This window comes from Paenibacillus sp. FSL E2-0151, assembly GCF_037993015.1.
Classification (GTDB): domain Bacteria; phylum Bacillota; class Bacilli; order Paenibacillales; family Paenibacillaceae; genus Paenibacillus; species Paenibacillus amylolyticus.
The window spans coordinates 5,188,811-5,215,312 of record NZ_CP150308.1 but is presented as its reverse complement, the minus strand read 5'-3'; the positions used below and the strand labels follow the sequence as shown (position 1 = coordinate 5,215,312).

Genomic DNA, 26,502 nt, shown 5'->3' with positions numbered 1-26,502 from the left:
AACTTTGACAGAGAAAGCATCCCTTTTGCTGCAGGAACAGGAGAAGAACATCGCAAGGGCTGAGAACGGTGTTCAATCTGAATTAACATACGATGCACGCAGCTTTTTCCTAAACGGAGAGCGTGTATTTCTGAACAGTGCCACGGTCCATTATTTCCGTATGCCAAAGGAGGAATGGCGTGAGGTTCTGCTGAAGGCGAAGCTGGCAGGTATGAACTGCATCGACACTTACTTTGCGTGGAATGTGCATGAACCGGAAGAAGGACAGTGGTCCTTTGAAGGGGACAACGATTGCGGAGCATTTCTGGATTTGTGCGCAGAACTGGGCATGTGGGTCATCGCGCGTCCGGGTCCGTTTATCTGTGCAGAATGGGATTTTGGCGGTTTTCCATACTGGCTTGGTACGAAGGACGGCGTAAAATTCCGGGAAAATAATGAGACGTATCTGCACTATGTGAATTTGTATTTTGACCGGATTGTGCCGATTATTCGGGAACGCCAGCTGTCCGCTGGGGACACGGTCATTCTGGTTCAGGTGGAAAATGAATACGGGTATCTGATGGATGACGCTGCTGCAAGTGACCATATGAATACGCTGAGAGATGGATTGTTGCAACGTGGCATTGACGCTACGCTGATCACTTGCGTTGGCGGGGCGGAAGGCACAATTGAAGGGGCTAATTTCTGGTCAGGTGCTGACGGGCATTATGAGAAACTCCGAGCCAAACAGCCGGACACCCCGAAGATGGTCACGGAATTCTGGACCGGATGGTTTGAGAATTGGGGAGGACCTTCAGCCATTCAGAAGACAGCCCCTTTACTAGAGAGACGTATCATGGAGATTCTGCGTGCCGGGTATACCGGAATCAGTCACTACATGTTCTATGGTGGCACGAACTTTGGTGGATATGGCGGCAGAACGATGGGTAGCAGTGACATCTTCATGATTACGTCCTATGACTATGATGCACCGCTGAACGAATATGGACGGGTGACACCGAAATATGCAGTAACCAAGAATTTGTCCTATTTCGTCCATGCTTTCGGGGCCCTTCTGATGGAAACAGAGGAAATTCCAGAAGAACAGATCGTTGTACGTCGTCCTGAAGGCATAACTGTACGAGGCAGACAAGCTAACAAACAGAAGATTTGGTTCCTGGAGAGTCACAAGGATGAACGCGAAACGATGCACATTACACTGGAAGAAGGCCGTACTCTTCCCGTATCTCTGAATCCAGGACAGATTGTTCCGTTGCTGGATCGAGTACAGGTTGCTGAACACGTATACCTGACTGCGGGTACGATGATTACGGGCAATGAAATGATAAATGGAGAATTGACTCTGTTCATCGTGGCGGCTGCCGGACAGCGTTCTGTTGTTGAACTGGAAGCCGGGGCATTGAATGTCACGGGCAGTACGGTGCAAGTGCTGGTCGAGCATGATTCAGCCAGGAACGTATACCGCTTCGATCTGTTTCATTTCCAAGAACCGGGAACAATCCAACTGGAAGCAAACGGCACACCGATCCGTTTCATGATTCTGGATCAAGAAACGATGAATCGAACATGGCGATTGGAAGCAACAGACCAGAAGGGACTACGTTATGTGATCGGCTTCGATGACGTAGACGTATTACCATCGGGTCAGGTCAAGGGCATGATTACTGACCCAGATCGCACAATTACGCTGCTTGGTGACTGGACCGATGGAGAACAAACGTTAACAGGTCACGATTTCTATGCCAGCGAGGAGTCTATTGCAGGCAAACAGCAGCAGCTTCCGTGGACATTACCGAGTGCGCCGACATTGTCTGATTCTCCTGAGATGTCACGTATTACGTTAACTGCGAAGCAACGTTCGGCGAGTGGACAACCGGAAGACTTTTCCCGGTATGGACAAGATTTTGGTTATTTATTGTACGAATGTGATTTCGAGAGTCCAACCGAAGGAATCACTAGTCTCATTTTGCCGGACATCCAGGATACCGCCAGAATTATTGTCAATGGAGTACAGCAGGCACTGGTTCGTCAGGTAGGGGCAGCAGGTGTGCAGTTGCAGATCGCCAAAGGGAAGAATACACTTCAGATTCTGGTACAGCATATGGGCAGATTGAACTTCTCTCCGTATTTGGGTGAGAGCAAAGGTCTGGCTGGTGCTGTGTATCTGGATGGAAAGGTTCAGGATATTCGTCGGGATTGGCGTATGGAAAGTGGACTTGTGCATCTCGATGAGGTGAACTCTCTCCAAGAATCTCCACTGCTGAGCAGAAGTTTTACGCTGGATGGCATGGATCGGGCGATTCTTGTGGGTGCCTTGAGCAAAGGTCTTTGTATCAATGGTATCGAAGTTCCGATGGAAGGATATCAGGATTGGTTTGCCTTCCAGACGTTAGACATATCCTTGTATATCAAGACCGGAGAGACAAATACACTGGAAATGCCGTATAGCCGCTCTTCGCTGAATCGACTGGAACTGATTACATATCCGAGTCAGGGAGAACTGAAGGATTGGCGTATGGAAGGGACGGATGCATTGCTTCCGCAACAATGGGAGAGCTACGAGGTAGAACCGGAATCGATCCATCCTGGAGCACAGGGGTCAATCCAGCGTGCAGGACAGCCTGGTATCGCCGCAGGTGGCAATTGTACTGCCAATCTGGTGCTTGACACCACGAATGAATCGGTTAATCGTGCTACATTGAGTGAGAAGTTTCACCCTGTATCCAATCATACTCTAGTCAGAGGATCGTATGGTCAGCCGGTCTGGTACCGCTGGCGTTTCGCGAAACCTACTATTTCCGAGCATCATAAAGTGAACCTGATGCTTCGCCTGACCGGGATGAGCAAAGGAACCATTCACCTGAACGGACATCATCTGGGCCGTTACTGGCAGATTGGTCCGCAAGAGGATTACAAAATTCCAGTAGCTTGGCTACAGGAAGAGAATGAATTACTTTTGTTCGATGAAGAAGGCAGAACACCAGAACGTGTACGATTTCTGTTGGATGCGTTATCCCGTTATCCTTGGGTTGTAGTGGAATAGTTCATGTATGGATCGATAGCTGTCTTACCGATCCAACTATGGTTGAGAACAAGAACTGAATCGAGATAGTTCGAGTTAGACGCAGCATTTCACCTTTTACAACAGTCACACTACCTCATTTTCTTAGTCAAATAACCCGAGCTTGTGAATCATTGGATTCAGTCTTGTGAGTGAATTAGCTAAGGGAATGGGGGAGCTGTGGTGATCAGGTTGGTACAACGAACTAAGGTAACACTTGTAGTTTAATTAATTGTAACCGTTTACATATATAAAGAGTGTTCATCCATGATCTGTGAAGGGAGTGATGCTTCATGTAATTGGAATTTGAACAGGTAGTTGTGAGGTATTGCTCATCAGTGGCAGTCCCAGGTACGCTTTGTCATTGGTAATACAGTAAGGTATTCCTCTGTTCATCACTCATGAATAAGGAGATGACCCAATGTTGACGAAGAAGGAAGAGGGAATAGGAGCAGGAAAGTCCAAAGGTTTCAAGGCCGGAATGATTCTGCTGCTTGGAACATTACTTCTATTAACGATGTTATTCCCCAATACAGCCAGAGCAGCGACAAGTGTATATACGATATCCGCTTTTACGAACACAAGTGAGTCCAATATGTATATCTACGAATCGTATAATGCAACCCACTATGGTTTGCTAAAAGGGCCAGCCTATACACCTCCGGCCAATCTGATCCGTGATCCCAGCATCATGAAGCACACAGATGGTCTATATTACGTTGTTTACACCACGAACTGGTCAGGTAACACCATTGGCATCGCCTCCAGCCCGGATAAGGTAAACTGGACATTTGTCCGTAACATTACATTATCCACACCTACCACAATCGCACACACCTGGGCACCAGAATGGTTCAAAGACAGCAACGGCAGTCTGAATATTATCGTGTCCCTCTCACCAGGCAACTATCAGAATTTCAAACCTTATGTACTCACAGCTTCAGGTAGTAATCTAACATCTACCTCATGGTCTGCACCTACTGAACTGGCAGGCATTGCTCCCAATTATATCGACACTTTTATCGTGAAGACAGGCTCAACCTATCATGCTTTTACCAAGAACGAGACCACCAAATACATTGAATATGCGACAGCAACCTCGCTAACGGGTCCTTATACCTTTAAAGGTACAGGGGATTGGGCAGGTTGGGGTTCTTGGGTGGAAGGTCCGGCGCTTGTCCAGCTGGATAATGGTTCATGGCGAATCTACTTTGACGGCTATGCAACACAAAAATATTATTACAGCGACTCTGCTGACAACTTCCAGACTTGGGGTGCCAAACAAGAGATTGCAGGTCTTACCGGACTCGTCCGGCATATGACCGTATTGAAAGAGTCCGGACAACCGGGGGATATCCGCAAGTTGGAGTCATTCAATGTGCCTGGCAACTTCATTCGTCACTACAACTATCAGGCACGGATTGATGCCAATGTCAGTCCGGCGGAGGATGCACAATTCCGTATCGTTCCCGGGCTGTCGAATGCAACAGGCATTTCGTTTGAGTCCATGAATTATCCGGGTTATTTCCTGCGCAATAATAATGGCAGCATCACACTCATGAAAAATGACGGCAGCGCTGCATTCCGAAATGACGCCACGTTCAAACGTGTAAATGGACTTGCTAACGCCAGTTGGACATCGTATACCTCGTTTAGTAACCCGCACCTGTACCTGAGACATTACAATAATGTGCTGAAACTGGAAGCTGTCGTTACTGCACTCGATAAGTCAGACGCGACCTTCCGAGAGGTTGCACAATAATAGGTGTTTATTTTTTAAAAATACAAATAAGTTTAACTATACATTTACACGATAACGGAGAGGTCAGAAATAACTTGAAGAAGCGAAGCGTGCGCCTAAAAGCTTTCTGAAAGAAAGCTGCATCGGAAGCATATACTATCCCGGGATTTCCCCGTTTAAGGAATAATTAAAAAATCTGGGGATAACAGCGATCAGAAAGTTGTTCTGACATCGGAGTGCAAGTGTAAAATGATAAGGAGTGAAGCGGATGAAGTGGTTAAAACGAATGAGCTCGCTGCTGCTGGCAGGAAGTCTGCTAACAGGCAGTTTGGGTCTCGGAACAGAGGTATCTGCTGCGGGAGCCTACACGGCTGTTGCCGATCCATCGAAGCAATATCAGACGATGGAAGGATGGGGGACATCCCTCGCGTGGTGGGGCAAAGTGGTTGGAGAATATTCCAATCGGGATGAGTATGTGGAGAAAATGTTCAATGCAAATACCGGACTTGGGCTGAACATCCTGCGGTACAACATTGGAGGCGGGGATAATCCATCATCCAATATCCTTGAATATCGCAAAGCCGTTCCTGGTTACCAGCCTTCTCCGGGCGTGTATGACTGGAATGCAGATGCAAACCAACGATATATGCTGCAAGCTGCCAAAGCTCAAGGCGTGAATGTCATCGAAGCTTTTGCGAATTCCGCACCGTACTGGATGACGATCAGTGGCAATGTGTCCGGTTCGGCCAATGGAGGTAACAACCTCAAGCCCGATTACTACGATGATTTTGCCGATTACTTAACCGAGGTTGTGAAGCATTTTCGGGATAACTGGGGGATCACATTTGATAGCGTAACTCCGCTGAATGAACCGATCTCGACGTGGTGGAAGCAGGGTAATGACCAGGAGGGCATGCACTTTGACCGGGCGGATCAGAACACGATTCTGAGTCAGGTACAAGCTTCATTGAATGCAAAGGGCCTGTCCACAAAGCTGAGCGCACCAGAAGAATACAGTATCGATGATACCGATGTGTCGTTCAACAGCTACAGCAATGCGGTTAAATCAGCGATCACTCAGATCAACACCCATACGTATGGCGGAAGCAATCGTACTGCTTTGCGCAACACAGCGACGTCTGCGGGCAAACATCTGTGGACCTCGGAATATGGAGACGGAGATGCAAGCGGACTTACGATGTCACGGACCATCCTCAAGGATATTCGCAATATGGGCGCAAGTGGATGGGTGTATTGGCAAGCCGTGGATAGTGCAGAAGGATGGGGATTTTTCAAAAACGTGTTGAACAATACACAAACGACCAGTTACACCGTGAACCAAAAATACTATGTCATGGGCAATTACAGCAAATTTATTCGTCCTGGATACAAGATTATCGGCATGAATGATGCCAATACCCTTGCAGCCTATGATGCAGCCTCCGGCAAAGTTGTGCTGGTAACAACCAATTCGGAATCGACGGATACAACGGTAACCTATGATCTCAGTCGTTTTACGAACACAGGCACGTCTGCTCAAGTATATCGGACCTCTTCAACGGAGAAGTTGCAGCAACTGACCAATATTTCGGTGCAAAACAAAACCTTTACGGCTACGGCCAAGGCCAATTCGGTCACAACCTACGTCATTTCCGGTGCAACTTACAATGGCGGTACAGGATATGAAGCCGGGGCCATCTACAAATTAATCAACCGCAACAGTGGACTTGCACTCGATGTTAACGGTGCTTCTTCTACGGGTGGGGCAACAATCATTCAGTGGAATGATAATGGAGCAGCCAACCAGCAGTGGAAGCTAGAGTCCGCAGGTAACGGATATTACAACATCCGCAATGTGGGCAGTGGGCTTTTGCTGGATGTGAATTCTGGTTCTACACAAGGCGGAGCCGCTCTGATTCAGTGGCAGGATAACGGGGGCAACAATCAGCAATGGCTGCCAATTGATGTGGGAGGATATGTGGTACTTGCGAATCGAAACAGTGGCCTGACGGTTGACATCAATCAAGGTTCTCTGACCGCAGGTGCCTCCACGATTCAGTGGGCCGACAATGGCGGAGCCAATCAGCAATGGAGCCTCGTCAAAGTTAATTAGTGTGAGTACACATGAATTAAACGTTATTACGTGTTCTTTTTTCTTGGAGGTGCAGTGCTCTAAGCAACACTGCACCCTCAAGGAAAGTAGCTATTTTAGACATACATATATTTATACACCCAGCTGGTACTTAACAAAAACGGGATAGGGTGAACCTGCTAATATCCTGATCCGTGTGCCCCGTTTGCACCAATTCGGATAGAATCTGCCCAATGGCACTTGCAAACTTGAAGCCATGACCGGAGAAACCGCCTGCGAGCCACACACGTTCATGGGCAGGGTGTCGGTCGATAATAAAATCTTCATCCGAAGTGAATTCATACTTGCATACACTACCACGTTTCAATGCTCTAGCTGCCTGAGGCATATGAAGTTCGAGCAGCTTGCGCAGATCCCCCTCGTCCGTTTCTTCCGTACCAAATGGAGCCATTGTACTTCCTGGTGTCCACACCTGACCCGTATCATGACGACCCATCTTCAGACCTGATCCGCCAATGCTTGGAAATCCATAATATGTACCTTCTTTTCCTGCCAGTGTAAAACCGGGGAAGTGTTCCTCGCCGTACAAAGCTTCTGGTGCATCAAACCATCCAACCGTTTTACGCACTGCCTGAATGGGGAGATCCACGAAAGGTTTTAATGTCTGAAACCAAGCGCCAGCGCTCAGGATGATTTGATTTGCATGGTATGTCTCGCCACCTGAAGTCTGAACTGCCACGGAATGTGGTCCGTATTCGATATGCTCCACCCGAGTGTGTGTTAACAAGGTGGCACCATGAGCCTCGGCTGCTTTGCGAAAGGCACGAATACAAGGTTCACTATACAAATAACCCGCATCCGGTTCATACATGCCCTCGTAATGTTCAGGAATTGTAATACCTGGCCAGCGTTTCATCACCTCGGCTGCGTGCAACGTTTCATACCGAATACCTGCATCATCTGCATGGCTCAATCGGTTGTGGAAGGAATGAATCTCCGGATCAACCACATTTATTACACCGGAAGGAACAAACAGTTGGTCTCCGGTCGTTTCCTCCAGCTCGTGCCATAACTTCTGTGCAAGTAATGCCATGGCGATATAGTCAGGCCCACCACTGTACACATGGCGCATCAGTCTGCTATCCCCGTGATGACTTCCTTCCGTATGCGGAGGATCAAAGGCATCAAGTAATAAAGTTTTGCATCCACTGCGCGATAGATAATAACCTGCACTCATACCCATGGAGCCGGCTCCAACGATAATAACGTCATATGATTGTGTGATAATAGCACGTCCTCTCCTATGTATCCTTTTCTACAGTAATGCCTTAATAGAACATATTAATAGTAAAAGCTTGATGAAGGCAAGTGTAGTAAAATGGACTTCTACAATGAATGTTGCAAAGGAGACCTCGCATGAGTGAGCAATTTAGGTTTGATCTATTTCCATTAATTCAGACAGAACGATTCATCCTCCGGTCAGCTGAGGCTGGAGACAGCCATGATCTGCTCGCGTTATATTCCGATGAAGCTGTGGTTCAATATATGCCATTCACTCCCTTTGAATCCGTAGAGGATGCACAGGGTGAGATGAATTGGTATACGAAGATTTTCAAGGGAAACACGGGATTACGCTGGATGATTGAAGACCGTGAAACTCGTAAAGTGATCGGAACCTGTGGGTTCCTGAACTATGAAGATGTACATAACCGTGCAGAGATTGGATACGATTTGCGTTCCTCTTTCTGGGGCCGCGGTGTTATGACGGAAGTGGCCCGTGCTGTGTTACATTTTGGATTCACAAGCATGCAGCTCAACAAGATCGAAGCAAAGGTTGAACCGGAGAACGAGGCGTCAATTCACCTGTTACATAAACTTGATTTCCAACAGGAAGGTGTACTGCGGCAGCATGAGTTTGAGAAAGGCAGATATATTGACCTTGCGGTGTTCTCTAAGTTACGAAGCGAAATATAGGCAAGCTAGCCCACAAGGATTCCAATGACTCCATCTCATTCCAGAGCCGTAAGGCTTGTCCCTCTGAATGAGCCCATGCTATATTGGAGAGATGTGAGGAGATGAGGATATGAAGCTGGTGTCCTGGAATGTGAATGGCTTAAGGGCATGTGTTACCAAAGGATTCATGGATTATTATCAAGAGACTCAGGCGGATATTTTCTGCCTTCAGGAGACCAAATTACAAGCCGGACAGATTGAGATGGACCTGGGGGAAGATGTTTATCAATATTGGAATTATGCGATCAAAAAAGGATATTCCGGCACGGCTGTATTTAGCCGAATCAAGCCTTTATCCGTTCGTTACGGGATGGAGGAGGACAGCGAGCCGGAAGGACGGATGATTACACTGGAGTATGATGAGTTTTATCTGGTGAACGTCTATACCCCTAATGCGAAACGGGATCTGACCCGGCTGCCTTACCGTCTGGAATGGGAGGATCGATTCCGGGGCTACATTCTGCAACTGGAGCAGACTAAACCGGTTATCGTCTGTGGAGACCTGAATGTGGCTCATCAGGAGATTGACCTGAAGAATCCGAAGCCCAATCTGGGCAATTCCGGATTTACCCTTGAAGAGCGCGGCAAGATGACCGATTTGCTTGCTTCCGGGTATGTGGACAGCTTCCGCCATCTGTACCCTGATCGTACGGATGTATACAGCTGGTGGTCTTATATGCCGAAGGTTAGAGAACGGAACGTGGGCTGGCGCATTGATTATTTTCTCGTATCCAATCAATTGGCACCTAAGGTGGCAGATGCGCATATCGACTGCCACGTGATGGGCAGTGATCATTGCCCGGTGGGTCTTACGTTGCAACTATAGGTAAGGATCATCGTGAGATAGATTAAGGTAAGAGTTTTAGAATACAAGTATAGATCAACTGCAAGTTTCCTGAATGGGAGATTTGCAGTTTTTTTTGCGTTACAGGTAGGGGAGGGACACTGGACTTTGGTTGGGGAAAGAACTGGACTCGGGATTGTTTCAATCCCGCTATTTCTTGGGTACGATTGAAGCATACATATATAGATGAACCTTTGGGGTAAGGGGTAGAGAAGATGAAGAAGGGGTTACGGAGAGGGTTAAAAGTGCTGGGAGGCATCATGCTTGCCACAGGACTTTTGCTGCTGGCAGGTACAGCGTATGAAGCGTATCAATCCACGCAGGATATGAAGTCCTATCCCCCGCCAGGCAAGTATTATGAAGTGAGTGGTCGCAATATGCACCTCTACACCGCCGGCAAAGGAGAGGTAACCGTGGTGTTTGCCTCAGGCTGGGGTACACCCAATCCGTATGTGGATTTCAGTCCGCTATATGACAAATTGAAATCACAGGTGAAAATTGCGGTATATGATCGGTTCGGGTATGGATACAGCGATTATACGGATGACCCTCGTGATGTTGATACCATCTCGGAAGAGATCCACCAATTGCTGCGCACATCCGGTCAACGTCCCCCTTACATCATGGTCGGTCACTCCCTGGGTGCGCTGGAGACACTGCGGTTTGCGCAAAGGTATCCTGATGAGGTGGCTGGCATGGTCATGATCGATGGCGGAAGCCCGGAGTATTACAGTCGTACGGACTTGAATACACCAGAATGGATGATGGATTGGTCCCGTTTTCTGGTGAAAACAGGCATCGCACGAACATTGCTGCAATCGGATCGCATGATGGCATCTCTGGTCATTGACCCAAATCTGGTAACGGAACCGATGAAAAAAGCCGTCACGATATCCACGCTGAGACATGCGTACAATGACAATGTCATGGAAGAGGTTCGGAATTCCAGAACAAATGCAGCGTGTGTGCTTGAGAACAAAACGAAGTTTGGCTTTCCCCTGACGATCCTCACAGCCGGTTCGGAGGAGTTGGATGAGGACAGTCATGCATGGCAGGCCGACCAAGCGGATTTTGCTTCATGGTCAAGACACGGAACACAGCTGACGGTTCCACAAGCGACACACAGTATCCACAACAGTCAACCGGATATTGTCGCCGCCGAGATCATGAAATTAGTGACACCGCCAGTGACCTATGAGTAACATGATTCCACAAACACATGATGAACAGGAGGAGGAGGGATGGATGAAAAAGTTTAAAGTAATCACCCGCTTCCTGTCCATTCTTGTAGTCAGTTGTCTATTGTCTCTAAGTGTATTATCTGTATCTGTGATATGGGTTAAGAATAACGTTCATGCGGTGCCTGTGATCCAGCCGTTTGAACGTGATTAGCACATGAAACGAAGAAGAAGGAGTGGTAACAGATGGTGAAGAGAAGGAAATATGTATTGGCCTGTGCGGCACTGGCGATGATGGTGGCCTTGAGTGCTTGCAGCAGCGCGGCAGACGAACCGAGTGATACGGAGAAGGTGGACACTGAAGTTTCCTCTGGAACTGGTGAACAAGCGACTAATGAAGGTGCAAGCGAAGCAACAACAAGTGCAGTGACCGAAACGGAGGGTATGACTGCACCAACCGACTCGGATTCAGATCGTGGTGAGGAAGCAACTGCTGGAACCAATGAGTTGCCGGAGAACTTGCCAAGTGATTTCCCGTTGCCGGAAGATGCTACGATTCGTTTAGCCAATTCTGGTGAGAATGAAGGCAAGCAATCGGCCATGGTGATTTTCTCCACTGAACAAGATATGAAAACCGTATCCCAGCTGTATAAAGATTACTTCAACGCCAAAAAGTTGACCGATGCAGGTCAGACGATCGATGACAAAAATATTATCATTCAGGGAACCGATCCGGAAACGCAGGATGTCTGGTCCTTGATTGGAGGAACATTGGCGGGACAGGAAGGCGTCATTGAACTGACGTTGACCTGGACAGAATCATAAGCAGAAGATAAGGGCTACTTTTCTTTCCTGCTTTTTTTCTTCCTAAAATAACGAATGAACGCCATAATACCTTGCATACGGAGCCGCATTATTGCTGCACCGCTGCAAGGTATTTTTATTTCGAACTGGAAACCTGACAGGTTACATGATATGTTATATCATTATAAACAGAGTAATAGACAACTATAGAAGAAGACAGGAGAGGATTGAACATGATTAGAGTGGGTATTGTTGGTTACGGTAACTTGGGTAAAGGTGTAGAGAAAGCCATTTCCCAGAACGAGGATCTGGAACTGATTGCTGTGTTTACACGTCGTAATCTGGAGCAGATGGTCGCTGAAAGCACAGAAGTACGTTTTGAGCATATCTCTGCAGCGGAGCAATACATAGGCAAGGTTGATGTTATGATCCTCTGTGGTGGTTCTGCAACCGACCTTCCAGAGCAGACACCAGCCATCGCCAAGTTGTTCAATACGGTAGATAGCTTCGATACACATGCGAAGATTCCTGAATTCTACAAGGAAGTTAATGCTGCGGCAGAGCAAGGCGGTCACGTCAGTGTCATTTCCACAGGTTGGGACCCAGGCTTGTTCTCCATGAACCGTCTGCTTGCACAGTCCATCCTGCCAGAAGGAAAAGAGTACACGTTCTGGGGCAAAGGTGTGAGCCAAGGCCACTCGGATGCTATTCGTCGTGTTCCAGGCGTTAAGGCGGGTGTACAGTATACTGTACCTGTTGAAGAGGTGATCAACCGCATTCGTGCAGGGGAGACACCAGAGCTGTCTACACGTGAGAAACATCTGCGTCAATGTTATGTGGTAGCAGAAGATGGTGCTAATCAGGATGAGATCCGTGAGACGATTGTGTCGATGCCTAACTACTTTGCAGATTACGATACAACTGTAACGTTCATTAGCGAAGAAGAATTGAAATCCGAGCATGAAGGTATGCCGCATGGTGGATTTGTAATTCGCAGTGGGGTTACAGGTGCTGGTCAAAAGCAAATTATTGAATTTGGTCTGAAACTCGACAGCAATCCTGAATTTACAGCAAGCGTACTTGTAGCGTATGCAAGAGCCGCACAACGCTTGAGCGTGGAAGGACACAAGGGAGCGAAAACGGTATTTGATATTCCGCTCGGTCACTTGTCTCCAAAATCGGCTGAAGATCTTCGCCGCGACTTGTTATAATTCTGATTCGTTCCAGTGATTTTATAGAAACAGCTCGTCCTTGGATGTATAGGACGAGCTGTTTTTTTGCTGTTGCTGTATACGATTCATACATTCATATGAATTGGCAGGTACTATCCTGCTTGTATCTCTGCCCGTGCTCTTGTGGAAATGGCACCCTACACCCAGTGTGAGGGAATGTTAAGATGATCCGGCAACTTGGTATTCACATTACCTTTGGCTGCATTAATCTGGGATTGCGTCAGGAAGATGCCACCTCTCAGGTCTGCATCGCCCAGATCCGTATCCCGCAAGTCCGCGCCAATCCAATCCGCATTTCGTGTATCTGCATATCGGAGATCCGCTGCGATCATTAAAGCCCCTCGGAAGCTTGCACCCCGCAGGTCAGCCCCTTTTAAATTGGCACCAAAAAAGTCACTTCCGGTACGTTTTTTACTCTTCTTCGACTTACCTTGTCCATGAGCGGTGGGTGGCACATTCGCACGTACCATCTCACTTGCCTGGACCAAGAGTTGATTCACACTGGACCGATAATTGGCGATGTCCAGACGGAGGAGTGCCGCAGGCTCCAGATTGCTCAAGCGCTCAATCTCCTCATATAACTCACCAAATGCCGAGTGAAGGGATGACGTTTCCGGTCTCATCATCATTTCCTTCATATAACTGAGCAACTCGTGAAGTTGTCGCAAGGCAGGCAGACAATCGAACATCTCGTTTGCAGACTCTGGATGATCACGCCAATCTTTGCCCGCGTAGGTCACTTGGGACAGCTTCTGTCCAGCTCCGAAACAGTCGTATACCGTGCAACCTTTGAACCCTTTCTGCCGAAGCTGGGTATGGATACCGCAGTGATTGTCCGTGCGCAGATTGGGACAGGGGGTGCCGCTGGCCTTGTCAAAAGCAAAGTCCGATGACTTGCCATAGGGCAAGGCAACACAGCACAGGCCAAAACATTGCTCACAGTCTGCGCTAAGATGAGGACTCGCAGTGCTGGCAAATGGTTGGTTAGACAATGTAAACACTTCCTTATAATAGTACAAATAGATGGAATTACGTCAGTACCACTTTACCATTGCCTTGCCATTAGAGCAATTGAAGACAAGGAAAAAAGGGCAGTTACCCAAATAGATGGGAACGCCCTTTGATCGTGGAGAATCACGTATTTAAATTAAACTACACCTTGAGCAATCATGGAATCCGCTACCTTGAGGAAACCGGCGATATTCGCTCCGGCTACGAGGTTGCCTTCACAGCCATACTCTTCAGCAGCTTCTACACAGCTGGTGTAGATGTTCTTCATGATGTCATGCAGCTTGGCGTCTACTTCTTCAAATGACCAGGACAACCGCATGCTGTTCTGTGACATTTCAAGAGCAGACACGGCTACACCGCCGGCATTAGCCGCTTTGGCTGGACCGAACAGCACGCCTGCACCGTGGAAGACGTCAATGGCAGCCAGGGTGGAAGGCATATTCGCCCCTTCGCCAATGGCCTTCACGCCACCTTTGATTAGAAGGGCCGCAGCTTCTTCATCGATCTCATTTTGCGTTGCACATGGAAGAGCAATATCACAAGGGATGGACCAGATGCCTTCACAGCCTTCGGTATATGTAGCATGCGGGTGTTCTTTGATGTATTCGCTGATGCGAAGACGATCAACCTCTTTCAGACGTTTCACAGTATCCAGGTTGATTCCTTGTGGATCGTGTATGTAGCCACCTGAGTCACTACACGCCACGACTGTAGCTCCAAGCTCCTGTGCCTTCTGAATGGCATAGATGGACACATTACCAGAGCCAGAGACAACGACTGTGCTGTCTTGGAAGCTGAGCCCCTTGGATTGCAGCATCTCCTTCACGAAGTACACACAGCCGAAGCCAGTCGCTTCCTTACGTGCCAAGCTTCCGCCGTACAGTAGTCCTTTACCTGTCAATACGCCTGCCACATGTCCGCCATGGATACGTTTGTATTGGCCGAACATGTAACCGATTTCCCTTGCGCCTACACCAATGTCACCTGCCGGTACATCCGTATCGGAACCGATATATTTGTACAGCTCTGTCATGAAGCTTTGCGTGAAACGCATGACTTCCAGATCTGATTTTCCTTTGGGATCGAAGTCAGAACCACCTTTACCACCGCCAATGGGCAGACCGGTCAAAGCATTTTTGAAGATCTGTTCGAAGCCAAGGAACTTGATGATGCCCGAGTATACAGAAGGATGGAAGCGAAGTCCGCCTTTGTAAGGGCCAATGGCACTGTTGAATTGCACCCGGAATCCACGGTTAACCTGAACTTTGCCCTGATCATCCACCCATGGGACACGGAATGTGATTACACGTTCGGGTTCAACAAGCTGTTCCAACAGACTATGGTTCTTATACTTAGGGTGTGCTTCAATAACAGGAATAAGGGAATCCAGAATTTCTTTGACAGCCTGATGGAACTCGTCTTCGTGCGGATTTCTGGCAACAACCGACTCATAAACGGAATGAACATATTCTGCGGCAGTAACTTGAACGGACTCTTTAGTTTCTTTTGTTATCGTGGACACTTTTTCGATGCACTCCTTTATTGTGTTAAAGTCTGTAGAGGCTTATTTGCATAAATTGAATAAAAGTTTGTAGTTAAATATACAGGAAAGCAAATAAAAATACGAGATGAAAATTCATAAAATGTTTTTTATGCAGTAATTAAAATGTTCTATGGATCTACCATATGATGTGAAGAATTAAGTTATTAAATGGAAGATATGACCACAAATGATAATAAAAAAGCAAGTTAGACGAATATACTGGATTAAAATATTAGTTTTGGTAAGATGGTAAGAAGGTCTCGTATCCCGGGATCTTTTTAAAATATAAAGGAGGAAAACAAGATGATGAAGAGAAACATGCCAATCAACATGGAGAACAAGGCTTGTATAGGGGGTGAAATTTATTATGAACCATAGGACCTCCCGCCATAATTGCAGAGAGAAGCTGGTGAGCCAGCTATTTACATTCGGTGAAGAGAAAAGAACATTTCTCGACGCCTATTTCGACGCGCGTGATCCAGAGCGGATACAATTGGAAAAACAATTGTCCGCATATACAGAGTATGTGGAAAAACTGCTCCTTGGTCCTGATGAAGATCTGGACTCAGCTGTATTGATCGGCAGTCATATTGATTTTGAATATCTCGATTTTCATACGTCAGATTCTTTCATGATTGTCATGCCAGAGGATACTAATCCTGATGAGGGTCGTATTTCCTTCCTCTCTCCAGTAGGGAGTCAATTACTGCTTGGCAGTAAAGGGGAAGTTAAGTCTGTTCATACACCATCAGGTTCCATGAGAATCCGCATTACGGGGATTGAGCTGAAAAGCGAAACCTTGAACGAGCCGGCGCTAGGGGGTGCAGATCATGCACTTTAAAGAGACGGACTTACCAGGGATTGGACGTAAATACTGGCTGCATACCCGTAGTGGTGAGCATTTGGTCATAGTGATTCATAACGACGAGCGACGTGACCTGTTCCATATGGAGTCAGGAGATACACCTGAAGAGGTGGGTGATATGGTATCTCTTGTCACCCTGGACGATGATGAAGCCCGGGCGGTAGCCGCTATTGTTGGTGGTATGACCTATAAACCGAAGTTTCAGGATGAGCGTGAAGTGATGCTTGAAGGGCTGTTAATCGAATGGCTACGGATTGAGCCTCACGCCGCAAGCGTAGGCATGACGATTGGTGAACTGGATATCCGTCAGGCCACGGGCGCCGTAATTCTCGCTGTTGTGACCAAGGATAAGGAGAAGCATTTTAATCCAGGCCCGGATTATGCTTTTACCGCTGGAGCTACAATTGTAGTTGCCGGTGAACGGAATCAGATCAAACATCTCAAACAATTGTTAACTGATGGACGGACTTAGCCTATGGATATGCTCATATTCGAAGTGGGAATTGCCGTTGCGCTGATTACACTTACTGGGCTGATATCTTCACGATTACGATTTTCGGTCATTCCTTTCTATATCCTGATTGGTATGGCTGTTGGACCACATGCACCACAAATTGGCATAGTGGATTTACGTTTTATCGAAAGTTCGACCTTTATTGAATTTATGGGCAGGCTTGGCATTCTGTTTTTGTTATTTTATCTGGGTTTGGAGTTCTCGGTCTCCCGGTTATTAAAGTCTGGCAAAGCCATTCTGACCGGGGGCATGTTCTATGTGGGCCTGAATTTTGTCTCTGGATTGCTGTTGGGGTGGTTCATGGATCTGCCCCTTCAGGAGACACTTGTTGTCTGCGGGATCATGACCAGCTCTTCTACAGCCATTGTAGCTAAAGTGCTCGTTGATCTGAAACGCACGGCAAACCCTGAAACAGAGATTATTATGGGCATGATCATGTTCGATGACTTGTTCATCGCGATTCATATCTCTATCCTGACCGGGCTTGTGCTCAGCGGGGCAACTTCATTCCTAAGTGTTCTGTTAGTATCGCTGTCTGCCCTGCTGTTTATTGTGCTGTTCCTGATTATTGGCAGGAAAAGCATCAAATATATTGATAAGGCACTGAATATCAAGTCATCAGAGTTGTTTCTGCTTACCGTCATGACACTGCTCTTCCTGGTAGCCGGTTTCTCGGAGACGCTGCACGTAGCGGAAGCTATTGGAGCGTTGATGATGGGGCTTGTGTTGGGCGAATCAAGACATGTGAGTCGGATTGAACATCAGATCATGCCTTTCAAAGATTTTTTTGGTGCAATTTTCTTCTTCAGTTTTGGCCTGACCATCGAGCCGGCTTCACTTGGCGGAGCTGTTGGGATGACGATTATTGCCGTTATTCTGACGATTGCCAGTAACTATGGTGCAGGTATGATCGCTGGCAGACTGGCTGGAATGAGCCCTAAGGCCTCGTTGAATGTGGGCTTTACCCTGGTTTCCCGGGGCGAATTCTCCATTATCATGGCGAACATCGGCAAGGCCGGAGGGCTGATGGCATCCATCCAATCGTTTGCCGTGTTGTATGTGTTAATTCTGGCTGTGCTGGGGCCTATCCTGACCAAAGAATCTCCACGGATCTATGCTCAGTATGCGCGGCTAAGGAAGCGGATGAAACGAAGGGAAACGGGTTGAGTCAAACGCTGTCTGTCCTAGGACAGACAGGTTATTCTGACCGTAGTGTTTAATAGGCGCCACACCATTTGGAGAGCGAAATTACTCCGGGGTGTGGCGTTTTTTTATTACTGGGAACCCATCCAATACAGCCTTGTTATTATACCTACTTCACCAAATTATGGTATGTATCCATATCTTGTGCGTGGTCGTGAATGTTTAAGTCCACGGGCAGGACTATAGTTGTGATTTGGTTGAGAGGGATTGAAAATAAGAACATATTATGTAAAATAATGTTATATTCAAATCTAGTAATTGAACGCACTATGTACACGAGAACGAACGAGGAGGAATAGCTCATGAACAAGAAAAGTAGATTTCAACGGTTAAAATGGGCCGGTACAGGGATGTTGCTCAGTCTCGTATTATTTGCTCTGCCTGCATCTGCTGCATGGAACGATACATATCAGGGTTACGCGACGTATACAGGCTCAGGTTACTCGGGAGGTGCAGTGTTGCTTGATCCCATCCCGGCGGACATGAAGATTACTGCACTTAATCCGTTTCAACTCAATTATAACGGTGTCAAAGCCGCTTTAGCGGGAGCCTATCTCGAGGTGCAGGGTCCTAAAGGCAAAACAACCGTCTATGTAACAGACCTTTATCCAGAAGGCGCCAGCGGAGCGCTGGATCTCTCACCGAATGCCTTTAACTTGATCGGTGACCCAAAGGCAGGCAAAATCGATATCAGCTGGAAAGTGGTCAAAGCTCCAATTCAAGGCAACGTCTCTTATCGGATCAAGGAAGGCAGCAGTCAGTGGTGGGCAGCCATTCAGGTTCGTAATCACAAATATCCGGTGCTGAAGTTCGAAGTGAAACAGAAGGATGGCACGTGGCTCAATCTTGAAAAGCAAGACTATAATCATTTCCTCGGAACTGGACTGGGCAAAGAAAAATTAAACGTTCGTATTACCGATATTCGCGGTCAGGTATTAAATGACACGATCCCGGCTCTGCCTAATGATGGGTCAGGTGGTGCATATATCGTACCGGGCAATGTACAGTTTCCCGATTGACAGATATACGGAGTTGTTATAAAAAGAAGTATGGTCATAGACGTATTCTTAACGAAAAGTCGTACACTGTACGGCTTTTTTTTGTATACAAAAAGAGGAGAATGTAACGTATGAAAAAAAGTTTGCCTTCATATCAGACAACACATCCCTATTGGAAACAGTATCAGGCCTTTTTCCCTGAAGAAGTGAGGTTAGGGGAGCATACAACTCCTGAGGAAGAATGGTGGGAGTCAAATGGGGTTCATCTGCATATCGATCGTTTACCTGCGCCGGAGTCTTCAATCAAAATTCTGTTCATTCATGGTGCGGGAGGCAATGGCAGGTTGCTCGCTCCGTATGCCCGCATGTTGCAGCGACATGGATACGAGGTGGTATCGCCAGATCTTCCGCCATATGGTTTAAGTTACGCAATGTCTGGTACACGTATTAACTACGAACTATGGATAGAGTTGCTTGTGTCACTCATCGAACGGGAATACAAGAATGATGGCAAGCCAATCGTTGTATTGGGAAGTAGCATCGGAGGTATGCTTGCCTATCACACCAGTGCACGCAGCAAGCGTGTTAAGGGTTTGATCGCAACTACATTTGTAGACACGAGTAATCAGGAAATGCGAGATCAGCTTGCACCGAATCGTCTGGTAAGCCGGGCGGGAAAACGGATGATGGATCTGTTCCCTAGTCTGCTGGATCATGTACGTATTTCGGTCAAACAGGTATCCCGAATGCAACTGATTACTAATAACCAGGACTTAACCGGGCTTATTATGAATGATCCACAAGCGGCAGCTACACGTATTCCGTTGGAATTATTAAGAACATTCCTTAATAAAAAACCGGAGGTAAGCCCGGAACAGTTCAGCCAGTGTCCGGTCCTGTTGGTTCACCCTGAACTGGACCCCATGACACCGATCAGGTTCAGCCAATCTTTTTTTGATCGTCTGGTGGTGGAGAAGGAATGTGTGATCTTGGAAGGGGCAGGTCATTTTCCTATAGAGCAGCCAGGGCTGAACCAGTTGGAGGTAGCGGTACTACGATTTTTACAACAAATTCAATGATGAACACTGGCTACTACACTGCTTCGCATAAGATAGTTTACATATCCTAAGTACGTAAAACACCTCCCATTAAGGGAGGTGTATTTGAATGTTTTCGATATGAATTGCATTACCGCCAACCTGAATCTGTGTGATTTCATTAGAGCTGCCCAGCGTTAATCTGGCTCGGATCTCGGAGGGGCGGTTCATGGTATACCCTTGTCTGATGGTGTACGTGTGAAGATGAGGATCTGTGAGTTGGTTGTACTGGGATAAATAACAGAGCATTGCACCATTGGATGTGCCCGTTGCGCTCTCTTCCGGTATATCATAAAGCGGTGCAAAATTACGGCATTCTGCCAGAACGTCCTTAACATCTGATTCGAGTGTAAACACGTGGTAACCTATGGCATGATGAGCCTTGCTTATTTCAGTGATACGCTGGAAGTCAGGATCGATTTTGGTCAGAACATCAACATCTTTAACGCCTATCATGATATCGGGTAGCCCGGTAGACACAATCTGTACAGGTAGCTCGGAATGCAAATCCGCCATAGAAATACATAACGAATCGGCAATCTGCTGTCGATCCACGATCTCCCCAAACTCAGGCAACGTCTGAGACAGATAGACTTCTCCATTGACTTCGATATCAACTTTAAGAATTCCGGCCAGTGTATCCAGTGTATATGTACCAACATTAACGAGATGTTGTGTCTTCATTAGATAAAATAAAGCAATTGTGGCATGTCCACATAGATCGACTTCATCACTTGGGGTGAAATAACGCACTTTGAAATCAGCCTGATCCGATGGCATGACAAACGCAGTCTCTGAAAAACCGACTTGTCTGGCAATCTCCTGCATCTGGGTTTCAGACAAATGCGCTGCTTGTAAAACAACACCTGCGGGGTTTCCGCCATGAGCCTTGTCCGAAAATGAATGTAATGTACTTACTTCTACTTCCATCGTGTTACCTCGCTTGTTCAGTTATTGGGTTAAGATTTAACGTAATCGATAATGGACATTATATCACGATTGTTGAACGGGCTTGTGAATCCCAGATTGCTGTGAATTTTGAATGAATAGGTCAAGTGATCGCCGGGAAAGGGTAATGAAGGGAGAGAGAGTATAACAATAATCAATGGAAAGGCTGGGATTACTAATGAAAGCAATTGTGATTGAGGAATTTGGTGGAGCGGAACAATTGAAGGAACAAGAAGTAGCCAAGCCAACATGTGGAGTGAATCAGGTATTAATTCGAACACATGCCACGTCGGTGAATCCGGTAGACTTCAAAATCAGACAAGGTTATATGAAAGAAGCAGCGGAGAATTTTCCGTTGATTCTGGGCGGCGATGTTGCCGGTATTGTGGCTGAAGCAGGCTCAAATGTCACGAGGTTCAGAGAAGGTGATCGGGTATTTGCACGTCCGCGTCAATTCGGGACCTATGCAGAATATGTTGCTGTTGATGCAGACATTATTGCCCGTATACCGGAGAACTTGAGCTTTGAGGAAGCGGCAGCGATCCCGCTGGCTGCGATGACGGCATGGCAGGCACTTGTGGATCACGGACGTTTAGGCAAAGGGCAGAAGGTACTCATTCATGCTGGTGCAGGTGGTGTGGGAACGTATGCCATTCAGATCGCCAAGTCCCTCGGCGCTGAAGTGGCTTCCACGGCAAGTGAATCAAACGAAGCGTTGCTTCGTTCGTTGGGTGTGGATCATTTTATCAACTATAAAAAAGAAGATTTCTCGGAGATTCTCTCCGGTTATGATGTTGTGCTGGACACCATGGGCGGTGATATTCAGCGCGATAGCTTCAAGGTGTTAAAGTCTGGCGGGCATCTGGTATCCTTGGTGGAACAACCGGATGAGAAGCTTGCCAAGGAAGCCGGAGTAACGGCCAACGTCTTCATGATGGAGCCCAAAGGGGATCAACTGGATCAATTGGCTGAACTGGCTGCGGAAGGCAAGCTCAAATCGATTATTGATGGAACGTACCCGCTAACTCAACAGGGAGTAAGGGAAGCACATGAGAAGAGTGAAACCCATCATACCCGCGGGAAACTGGTTATTCAGGTGCAATAGAATTCATTAACTCGTAGAAGTATTTGGACTCATGAGTCTGATATAGATTGTACCAGGCCTGTAAGGTTTCTGGTGTATAGACATTCAAGAGCTTCAACACATGCATTGTAAATTCTAACGGAGCTATTCCAGATGCAGTAACTAGATTTCCATCGGTTACTGCAGGCTCCGTTACATAATAGGTTGCTCCAGTATAATCTGGGCATATCATCTTCAGGTATTCTAAATCATTGCTTGTATGTTGTCTGGAATCCAGTATCCCTATTTTTGCAAGTGCAACTGTCGCACCGCAAATCGCCGCAATAACCGTACCCTCTTCTATAGAGGCAGCAACTTTTTTCATTAGGGGATCATGGATGGTGTCCATCCAGGTGTTTCCTCCTGGAAGAATGATGAGGTCGTCACCTTTCAATGTACATTCATCAATAGAAATATGAGGAAGGATGTTCAATCCGCCCATGGTAGTTACCGGATGTTTATCCACGCCTACGGTTACGACCTGTAAAGGCTGGATCTCTTTCCTGAAATACCTTCCCGAGTTCAATTCAGCAGTTAGATATCCTACCTCCCAGTCTGCCATCGTATCAAATACATATAGATATACGTTCTTCGTTTGCATCATACATGCTCCTTTTGTTTTCATGATTGAATGGATTACTTTTGTATTATAAATTAACTTCACTGACATCTACGGTCAGTGAAGTTTTTAAATTTGAAAATTAACAGCCCTAAGAACTAATAAGGGACTGCTCCCCAATTGTAGTGGAATAAGATATAATAGGAGAAATTTATTCCATTTTGTGCATGAGGTGATTAGGATGTCCAACGAACTCATTCAAGCCATTCAATTGTTAAAAGAAAAGAAATGGGTGGATCTGACCCATACGTTTGGTCCAGGCTCTCCACATTTTTCAGCTTTTGAGGCAGCACAATTCGATACACTGTTTGATCACGATCAAGGTTTCTTTGCCCAGAGCTTCAAGTTCCCGGGTCAATACGGGACACATCTTGATGCGCCGATCCACTTCGTTCGGGATACCCGGTATCTGGATGAACTAGGTTTGAAGGAGCTTGTGCTCCCGCTTGTGGTCATTGACGAGTCTGCCGAAGTAGAGAACAATCCGGATTTCACACTGGATGTGGAGCATATTCTTGAATTTGAAAGACAGCATGGCGTGATTGAAGCTGGAAGCTTTGTAGCCTTACGTACCGATTGGAGCAAACGCTGGCCTAACCATGAAGCATTTGATAACAAGGATGATAAGGGCAACAGTCATGCACCCGGATGGTCGGTTAGTGCGCTCATGTTTTTATTTGAGGAGAGAAAAATTCAAGCGATCGGTCATGAAACCTTTGATACGGATTCAGCGGTGGATTATCAGAAGAATGGAGCACTTCTGGCAGAATATTATGTACTTGCCCAGGATACATATCAGGTCGAGCTGTTAACAAATCTGGATCAGGTGCCGGCCAAGGGCGCTGTTATTTTCAATATTGTACCCAAAGCGGAGAAAGCTTCTGGTTTTCCAGTCCGGTCTTTTGCCATTTTGCCGTAAAACTAGCTAGATCAAAAGCTGAAATAGATAAATCAGGCACAGAACTCAGAATGATACTCAAGTAGACAGCCGGCTAAATAGTCGGCTGTTTTTTAGTTAAGCTAACGGGCAGGTTAATTTAACAAGTGTAGAGATAGTTAATCCAAGCTACAAAGACCAAACAAGATACTTAGATTACCTGCCATTCAAAAGGGCGTCTTTAAGCGAAGCAAAATGTACCATGAGGACGAGTTTGATTACATATGATCCTCTTATGGTTTATTGTGGTTACTTTTACATATTCAAAAACACCTCTGATACTTATTTTAATGGCTTATGTTAAAAATACGTATACAGGGATTAGTGATGGTTATTATAGGGGTTGTAGGGCTATTTATGGCGGTTTAAAAGCTATATTGACCTGAATTTTTAGGTCTATTATTATGTTAGGGAACGCGTTCGCATTGTTTGATCTGTTGTTGTTGAGGAGTAGATAGAATGGAGTTTGTATGGTATTTGGCTTTAATCATTGTTAGTACAAAAATAGCAGGACATGTATCAGTAAGATTGGGCCAACCCTCTGTGCTTGGAAAATTGGTTATCGGCATTATATTGGGACCTGCAATTCTGGGGTGGATTGATAATAATGAGTTCATTCATTATGTCTCTGAAATAGGTGTATTATTACTTATGTTTATTGCTGGATTAGAAACTGACTTAGATCAGTTAAAGAAAAATTGGAGATCAGCAGTTGCCGTTGCTGTGGGTGGAATTATCCTACCTTTTATCGGTGGATTTGGAGTAGCAGATTTGTTTGGATTATCTACAAACTATGCACTTTTTATGGGGGTTTTATTCAGTGCAACATCTGTAAGCATCTCAGTACAAGTGCTGAAGGATATGGATCGTTTAAGTTCAAAAGAAGGCACAACTATTCTCGGAGCTGCTGTAGTAGACGATATTTTAGTTGTTATTCTTTTGGCATTTATGATGAGTTTCTTGGGTACAGATCAGGATGTATCGTTAGGACTTTTAGTAGGGAAGAAAGTGCTGTTCTTCATAGGGGTGTTTGTTGCAGGGGTATTTATAGTTCCTCGTGTTATGAAGTGGCTCTCAACTCTTAAGGTAACAGAACCCATAATATCAATCGCACTCTTCATTTGTTTTGGATTTGCGTACTTTGCTGATTTGATGGGTATGGCCGGTATAATTGGTTCATTTGCTGCCGGTATTGCAATCTCACAAACGAATTTTAAGAATGTTGTTGAAAAAAAGGTCGAGCCCATTGCATATTCAATTTTTGTTCCCATGTTTTTTGTGAGCATTGGCCTCAATGTTTCATTTGAAGGTGTAGGACAACAGATAGGATTCCTTGTCGTTCTAACCATTGCTGCTGTTTTGACTAAATTACTGGGCGGTGCATTGGGAGCAAAGATTACAGGATTCAGCAATGTATCTTCTTTTGCTATAGGAGCTGGGATGGTATCAAGAGGAGAAGTTGCATTAATTATTGCTTCAACTGGTATACAAGCAGGGCTTCTTTTACCTGAATATTTCACTTCAGTTGTTATAATGGTCATTCTTACAACTTTAATGGCTCCACCAATGTTAAAGGTGTTATTTAAGCGACGTAAGGAAACTGCTTCAAAAGAAGGCGGACTATAAGAGTAAAAGGGGGCGAATATTATATCTAAACTCTATTTGTTTTCTTATAAGCCTAAAAATGAAGGATGGACCGAGGAGTGTATAAACTTTCATCTTGAACACCTGTTTGAGGTCAAACATCTTCATGACAGAGTGTATTTAATTAAAACAGCTGATGATATTGATTTGTTAGATAAGTACCTTCTTGAGTGTCTGCGGACGCATGATAGTTACTTTTTATTACAAATCAGTGAAATGCCTGTCACACATCGTCAGAATAATCTTATATCTGAAGAAGTGACTAGATGGCTTCAACTCTAAATAATTTCAACGGACTATCAATAGATAGTTCGTTTTCTTTTTTTGAAAAGTGAGGATTCTACAGTAAAAGGGGTTGCGAAGAAGTGATCAGCTAGTGGAGTTGGCAATGAGCTCAAGCTCGTTTACAACTTCATCAAGCGGCTTCGTGGTGTCGATCTCAACAGTAGCTCCAGCACGTAATAGAGGCTCAACACTAGCGACGTTTTGTATAATTTCTTCACGTTGATCGACAGTTTTTCCATAATCGTTCGTCTTACGGGAAGCTATACGTTCAAGGATTACTTCGAGGGGGGTACTTAACAACACTACTGCATCGAACATCGGGTAAAACTTCCCCTGATTTGATACACAACCCGAAATGAATAAAGTACCTTCGCTATGTTCAGTGAGCAGCTCATCAATTCGATTCTCGTTCCATAACCACCCAGAACCATCCACATTCTCGCTCCAACCATCATAATCGGTGTCGATAACTCTATGCCCTCTATGAGCAAGTTCGCCCAGAACCGTTGATTTACCTGTACCCGACATTCCTGTCACCAGAATTATCGCCTTCTTTTTTGATATTGAGCCCGAAGTATTTGTCATATTTTCACCCCTTTATAAGAAAGTCAGGTAAGTTAGCTTATCAGGAACCAAGTCCTGCTAGTATGTGACCTATTGGAAAGATAAATGTGTATTATGGCAAACTTATGGGTTGAGTCACAACTAACAAAGTCTAAATAATTCACTTATGTAAATAGCAAGGGAGGC

The 26,502-nt window shown here is 45.9% G+C and carries 23 protein-coding genes; 17 read left to right on the top strand and 6 right to left on the bottom strand.

The features are described 5' to 3' along the window. The first annotated feature begins 4 nt into the window (after positions 1–4). The 3 genes from MHI55_RS23310 to MHI55_RS23300 all read left to right on the top strand — a co-directional run bounded on the left by MHI55_RS23310 (position 5) and on the right by MHI55_RS23300 (position 6,915). Positions 5–3,043 carry a beta-galactosidase gene (locus MHI55_RS23310; RefSeq protein ID WP_340387145.1) on the top strand — a complete coding sequence of 1,013 codons (3,039 nt, stop codon included), beginning with the start codon at positions 5–7 and terminating at the stop codon, positions 3,041–3,043. 439 nt (positions 3,044–3,482) lie between these two features. Then, positions 3,483–4,823 carry a glycoside hydrolase family 43 protein gene (locus MHI55_RS23305; RefSeq protein WP_340387143.1) on the top strand — a complete coding sequence of 447 codons (1,341 nt, stop codon included), beginning with the start codon at positions 3,483–3,485 and terminating at the stop codon, positions 4,821–4,823. A gap of 247 nt (positions 4,824–5,070) precedes the next feature. Next, the gene (locus MHI55_RS23300) at positions 5,071–6,915 is read left to right on the top strand and encodes an RICIN domain-containing protein (protein ID WP_340387140.1); all 1,845 of its coding nucleotides are present in this window, start codon (positions 5,071–5,073) and stop codon (positions 6,913–6,915) included. Between the two features lie 130 nt (positions 6,916–7,045). Here the strand turns inward: MHI55_RS23300 and solA are convergent, their stop codons facing one another. After that, entirely contained in the window at positions 7,046–8,182 is a 1,137-nt protein-coding gene (solA, locus tag MHI55_RS23295; RefSeq protein WP_340390634.1) for an N-methyl-L-tryptophan oxidase, read from the bottom strand. A 128-nt stretch (positions 8,183–8,310) separates the two neighbouring features. Between solA and MHI55_RS23290 the strand changes: the two genes are divergently transcribed. From MHI55_RS23290 to MHI55_RS23265, 6 genes are all read left to right on the top strand, one after another. After that, positions 8,311–8,868 (top strand): GNAT family protein, encoded by a 558-nt coding sequence (locus MHI55_RS23290; protein ID WP_340387138.1) that lies wholly within the window; start codon positions 8,311–8,313, stop codon positions 8,866–8,868. Positions 8,869–8,977: 109 nt separating this feature from the next. Beyond that, positions 8,978–9,733, top strand: a complete 756-nt coding sequence (locus tag MHI55_RS23285; RefSeq protein ID WP_076252820.1) for an exodeoxyribonuclease III — start codon at positions 8,978–8,980, stop codon at positions 9,731–9,733. 233 nt (positions 9,734–9,966) lie between these two features. Next, the gene (locus MHI55_RS23280) at positions 9,967–10,953 is read left to right on the top strand and encodes an alpha/beta hydrolase (RefSeq protein ID WP_340387136.1); all 987 of its coding nucleotides are present in this window, start codon (positions 9,967–9,969) and stop codon (positions 10,951–10,953) included. Positions 10,954–10,996: 43 nt separating this feature from the next. Then, positions 10,997–11,143 carry a hypothetical protein gene (locus MHI55_RS23275; protein WP_165790037.1) on the top strand — a complete coding sequence of 49 codons (147 nt, stop codon included), beginning with the start codon at positions 10,997–10,999 and terminating at the stop codon, positions 11,141–11,143. A 32-nt stretch (positions 11,144–11,175) separates the two neighbouring features. Then, positions 11,176–11,754, top strand: a complete 579-nt coding sequence (locus tag MHI55_RS23270; RefSeq protein ID WP_340387134.1) for a hypothetical protein — start codon at positions 11,176–11,178, stop codon at positions 11,752–11,754. A gap of 206 nt (positions 11,755–11,960) precedes the next feature. After that, positions 11,961–12,944, top strand: a complete 984-nt coding sequence (locus MHI55_RS23265; protein WP_340387132.1) for a diaminopimelate dehydrogenase — start codon at positions 11,961–11,963, stop codon at positions 12,942–12,944. Positions 12,945–13,102: 158 nt separating this feature from the next. Here the strand turns inward: MHI55_RS23265 and MHI55_RS23260 are convergent, their stop codons facing one another. Together MHI55_RS23260 and gdhA are read right to left on the bottom strand one after the other, a co-directional pair. Beyond that, on the bottom strand, positions 13,103–13,957 hold the full coding sequence (locus tag MHI55_RS23260; protein WP_340387130.1) for a pentapeptide repeat-containing protein: 855 nt from the start codon (positions 13,955–13,957) through the stop codon (positions 13,103–13,105). Between the two features lie 155 nt (positions 13,958–14,112). After that, positions 14,113–15,498 (bottom strand): NADP-specific glutamate dehydrogenase, encoded by a 1,386-nt coding sequence (gene gdhA, locus MHI55_RS23255; protein ID WP_179087907.1) that lies wholly within the window; start codon positions 15,496–15,498, stop codon positions 14,113–14,115. Positions 15,499–15,886: 388 nt separating this feature from the next. On the opposite strand from gdhA, the gene MHI55_RS23250 reads away from it, so the two are divergent. From MHI55_RS23250 to MHI55_RS23230, 5 genes are all read left to right on the top strand, one after another. Continuing rightward, a complete protein-coding gene (locus MHI55_RS23250; protein WP_051447473.1) occupies positions 15,887–16,360 on the top strand; it encodes a GreA/GreB family elongation factor in 474 nt (157 codons plus the stop codon). After that, a complete protein-coding gene (locus MHI55_RS23245) occupies positions 16,350–16,856 on the top strand; it encodes a cation:proton antiporter regulatory subunit (protein ID WP_036617317.1) in 507 nt (168 codons plus the stop codon). The genes MHI55_RS23250 and MHI55_RS23245 overlap by 11 nt, the downstream gene beginning before the upstream one ends. A gap of 3 nt (positions 16,857–16,859) precedes the next feature. Further along, positions 16,860–18,065, top strand: coding sequence for a cation:proton antiporter (locus tag MHI55_RS23240; protein ID WP_017687037.1), 1,206 nt, complete (start codon positions 16,860–16,862; stop codon positions 18,063–18,065). Positions 18,066–18,403: 338 nt separating this feature from the next. Continuing rightward, positions 18,404–19,120: an expansin EXLX1 family cellulose-binding protein gene (locus tag MHI55_RS23235; protein ID WP_036668609.1), complete on the top strand. Its 717-nt coding sequence runs from the start codon at positions 18,404–18,406 to the stop codon at positions 19,118–19,120. 110 nt (positions 19,121–19,230) lie between these two features. Continuing rightward, positions 19,231–20,178, top strand: coding sequence for an alpha/beta hydrolase (locus MHI55_RS23230; RefSeq protein WP_339186235.1), 948 nt, complete (start codon positions 19,231–19,233; stop codon positions 20,176–20,178). 69 nt (positions 20,179–20,247) lie between these two features. Here the strand turns inward: MHI55_RS23230 and MHI55_RS23225 are convergent, their stop codons facing one another. Next, positions 20,248–21,126 (bottom strand): PhzF family phenazine biosynthesis protein, encoded by an 879-nt coding sequence (locus MHI55_RS23225; RefSeq protein ID WP_340387128.1) that lies wholly within the window; start codon positions 21,124–21,126, stop codon positions 20,248–20,250. 196 nt (positions 21,127–21,322) lie between these two features. Between MHI55_RS23225 and MHI55_RS23220 the strand changes: the two genes are divergently transcribed. Then, the gene (locus tag MHI55_RS23220) at positions 21,323–22,249 is read left to right on the top strand and encodes an NADP-dependent oxidoreductase (protein ID WP_036668743.1); all 927 of its coding nucleotides are present in this window, start codon (positions 21,323–21,325) and stop codon (positions 22,247–22,249) included. Here MHI55_RS23220 and MHI55_RS23215 read toward each other — a convergent pair. After that, entirely contained in the window at positions 22,233–22,868 is a 636-nt protein-coding gene (locus MHI55_RS23215) for a type 1 glutamine amidotransferase family protein (RefSeq protein ID WP_340390633.1), read from the bottom strand. The two genes, MHI55_RS23220 and MHI55_RS23215, sit on opposite strands and share 17 nt — an antisense overlap. A 199-nt stretch (positions 22,869–23,067) precedes the next feature. Here MHI55_RS23215 and MHI55_RS23210 point away from each other — a divergent pair, with 199 nt between their 5' ends. Beyond that, entirely contained in the window at positions 23,068–23,805 is a 738-nt protein-coding gene (locus MHI55_RS23210) for a cyclase family protein (RefSeq protein WP_340387126.1), read from the top strand. Positions 23,806–24,282: 477 nt separating this feature from the next. Continuing rightward, entirely contained in the window at positions 24,283–25,449 is a 1,167-nt protein-coding gene (locus MHI55_RS23205; RefSeq protein WP_340387124.1) for a monovalent cation:proton antiporter-2 (CPA2) family protein, read from the top strand. Between the two features lie 387 nt (positions 25,450–25,836). Here the strand turns inward: MHI55_RS23205 and MHI55_RS23200 are convergent, their stop codons facing one another. After that, the gene (locus MHI55_RS23200) at positions 25,837–26,337 is read right to left on the bottom strand and encodes an AAA family ATPase (protein ID WP_340387122.1); all 501 of its coding nucleotides are present in this window, start codon (positions 26,335–26,337) and stop codon (positions 25,837–25,839) included. Between the last annotated feature and the right edge of the window lie 165 nt (positions 26,338–26,502).

What these genes read in the sequence shown, in the direction of transcription:
- MHI55_RS23300 (WP_340387140.1), top strand. Translation starts at nt 5,071, where the DNA reads ATGAAGTGGTTAAAACGAATGAGCTCGCTGCTGCTGGCAGGAAGTCTG.
- MHI55_RS23220 (WP_036668743.1), top strand. Translation starts at nt 21,323, where the DNA reads ATGAAAGCAATTGTGATTGAGGAATTTGGTGGAGCGGAACAATTGAAG.
- MHI55_RS23275 (WP_165790037.1), top strand. Translation starts at nt 10,997, where the DNA reads ATGAAAAAGTTTAAAGTAATCACCCGCTTCCTGTCCATTCTTGTAGTC.
- MHI55_RS23200 (WP_340387122.1), bottom strand. Translation starts at nt 26,337, where the DNA reads ATGACAAATACTTCGGGCTCAATATCAAAAAAGAAGGCGATAATTCTG.
- MHI55_RS23235 (WP_036668609.1), top strand. Translation starts at nt 18,404, where the DNA reads ATGAACAAGAAAAGTAGATTTCAACGGTTAAAATGGGCCGGTACAGGG.
- MHI55_RS23305 (WP_340387143.1), top strand. Translation starts at nt 3,483, where the DNA reads ATGTTGACGAAGAAGGAAGAGGGAATAGGAGCAGGAAAGTCCAAAGGT.
- MHI55_RS23225 (WP_340387128.1), bottom strand. Translation starts at nt 21,126, where the DNA reads ATGGAAGTAGAAGTAAGTACATTACATTCATTTTCGGACAAGGCTCAT.
- MHI55_RS23290 (WP_340387138.1), top strand. Translation starts at nt 8,311, where the DNA reads ATGAGTGAGCAATTTAGGTTTGATCTATTTCCATTAATTCAGACAGAA.
- MHI55_RS23215 (WP_340390633.1), bottom strand. Translation starts at nt 22,868, where the DNA reads ATGCAAACGAAGAACGTATATCTATATGTATTTGATACGATGGCAGAC.
- MHI55_RS23245 (WP_036617317.1), top strand. Translation starts at nt 16,350, where the DNA reads ATGCACTTTAAAGAGACGGACTTACCAGGGATTGGACGTAAATACTGG.
- MHI55_RS23270 (WP_340387134.1), top strand. Translation starts at nt 11,176, where the DNA reads ATGGTGAAGAGAAGGAAATATGTATTGGCCTGTGCGGCACTGGCGATG.
- MHI55_RS23250 (WP_051447473.1), top strand. Translation starts at nt 15,887, where the DNA reads ATGAACCATAGGACCTCCCGCCATAATTGCAGAGAGAAGCTGGTGAGC.
- MHI55_RS23280 (WP_340387136.1), top strand. Translation starts at nt 9,967, where the DNA reads ATGAAGAAGGGGTTACGGAGAGGGTTAAAAGTGCTGGGAGGCATCATG.
- MHI55_RS23240 (WP_017687037.1), top strand. Translation starts at nt 16,860, where the DNA reads ATGGATATGCTCATATTCGAAGTGGGAATTGCCGTTGCGCTGATTACA.
- MHI55_RS23285 (WP_076252820.1), top strand. Translation starts at nt 8,978, where the DNA reads ATGAAGCTGGTGTCCTGGAATGTGAATGGCTTAAGGGCATGTGTTACC.
- MHI55_RS23210 (WP_340387126.1), top strand. Translation starts at nt 23,068, where the DNA reads ATGTCCAACGAACTCATTCAAGCCATTCAATTGTTAAAAGAAAAGAAA.
- MHI55_RS23230 (WP_339186235.1), top strand. Translation starts at nt 19,231, where the DNA reads ATGAAAAAAAGTTTGCCTTCATATCAGACAACACATCCCTATTGGAAA.
- MHI55_RS23205 (WP_340387124.1), top strand. Translation starts at nt 24,283, where the DNA reads ATGGAGTTTGTATGGTATTTGGCTTTAATCATTGTTAGTACAAAAATA.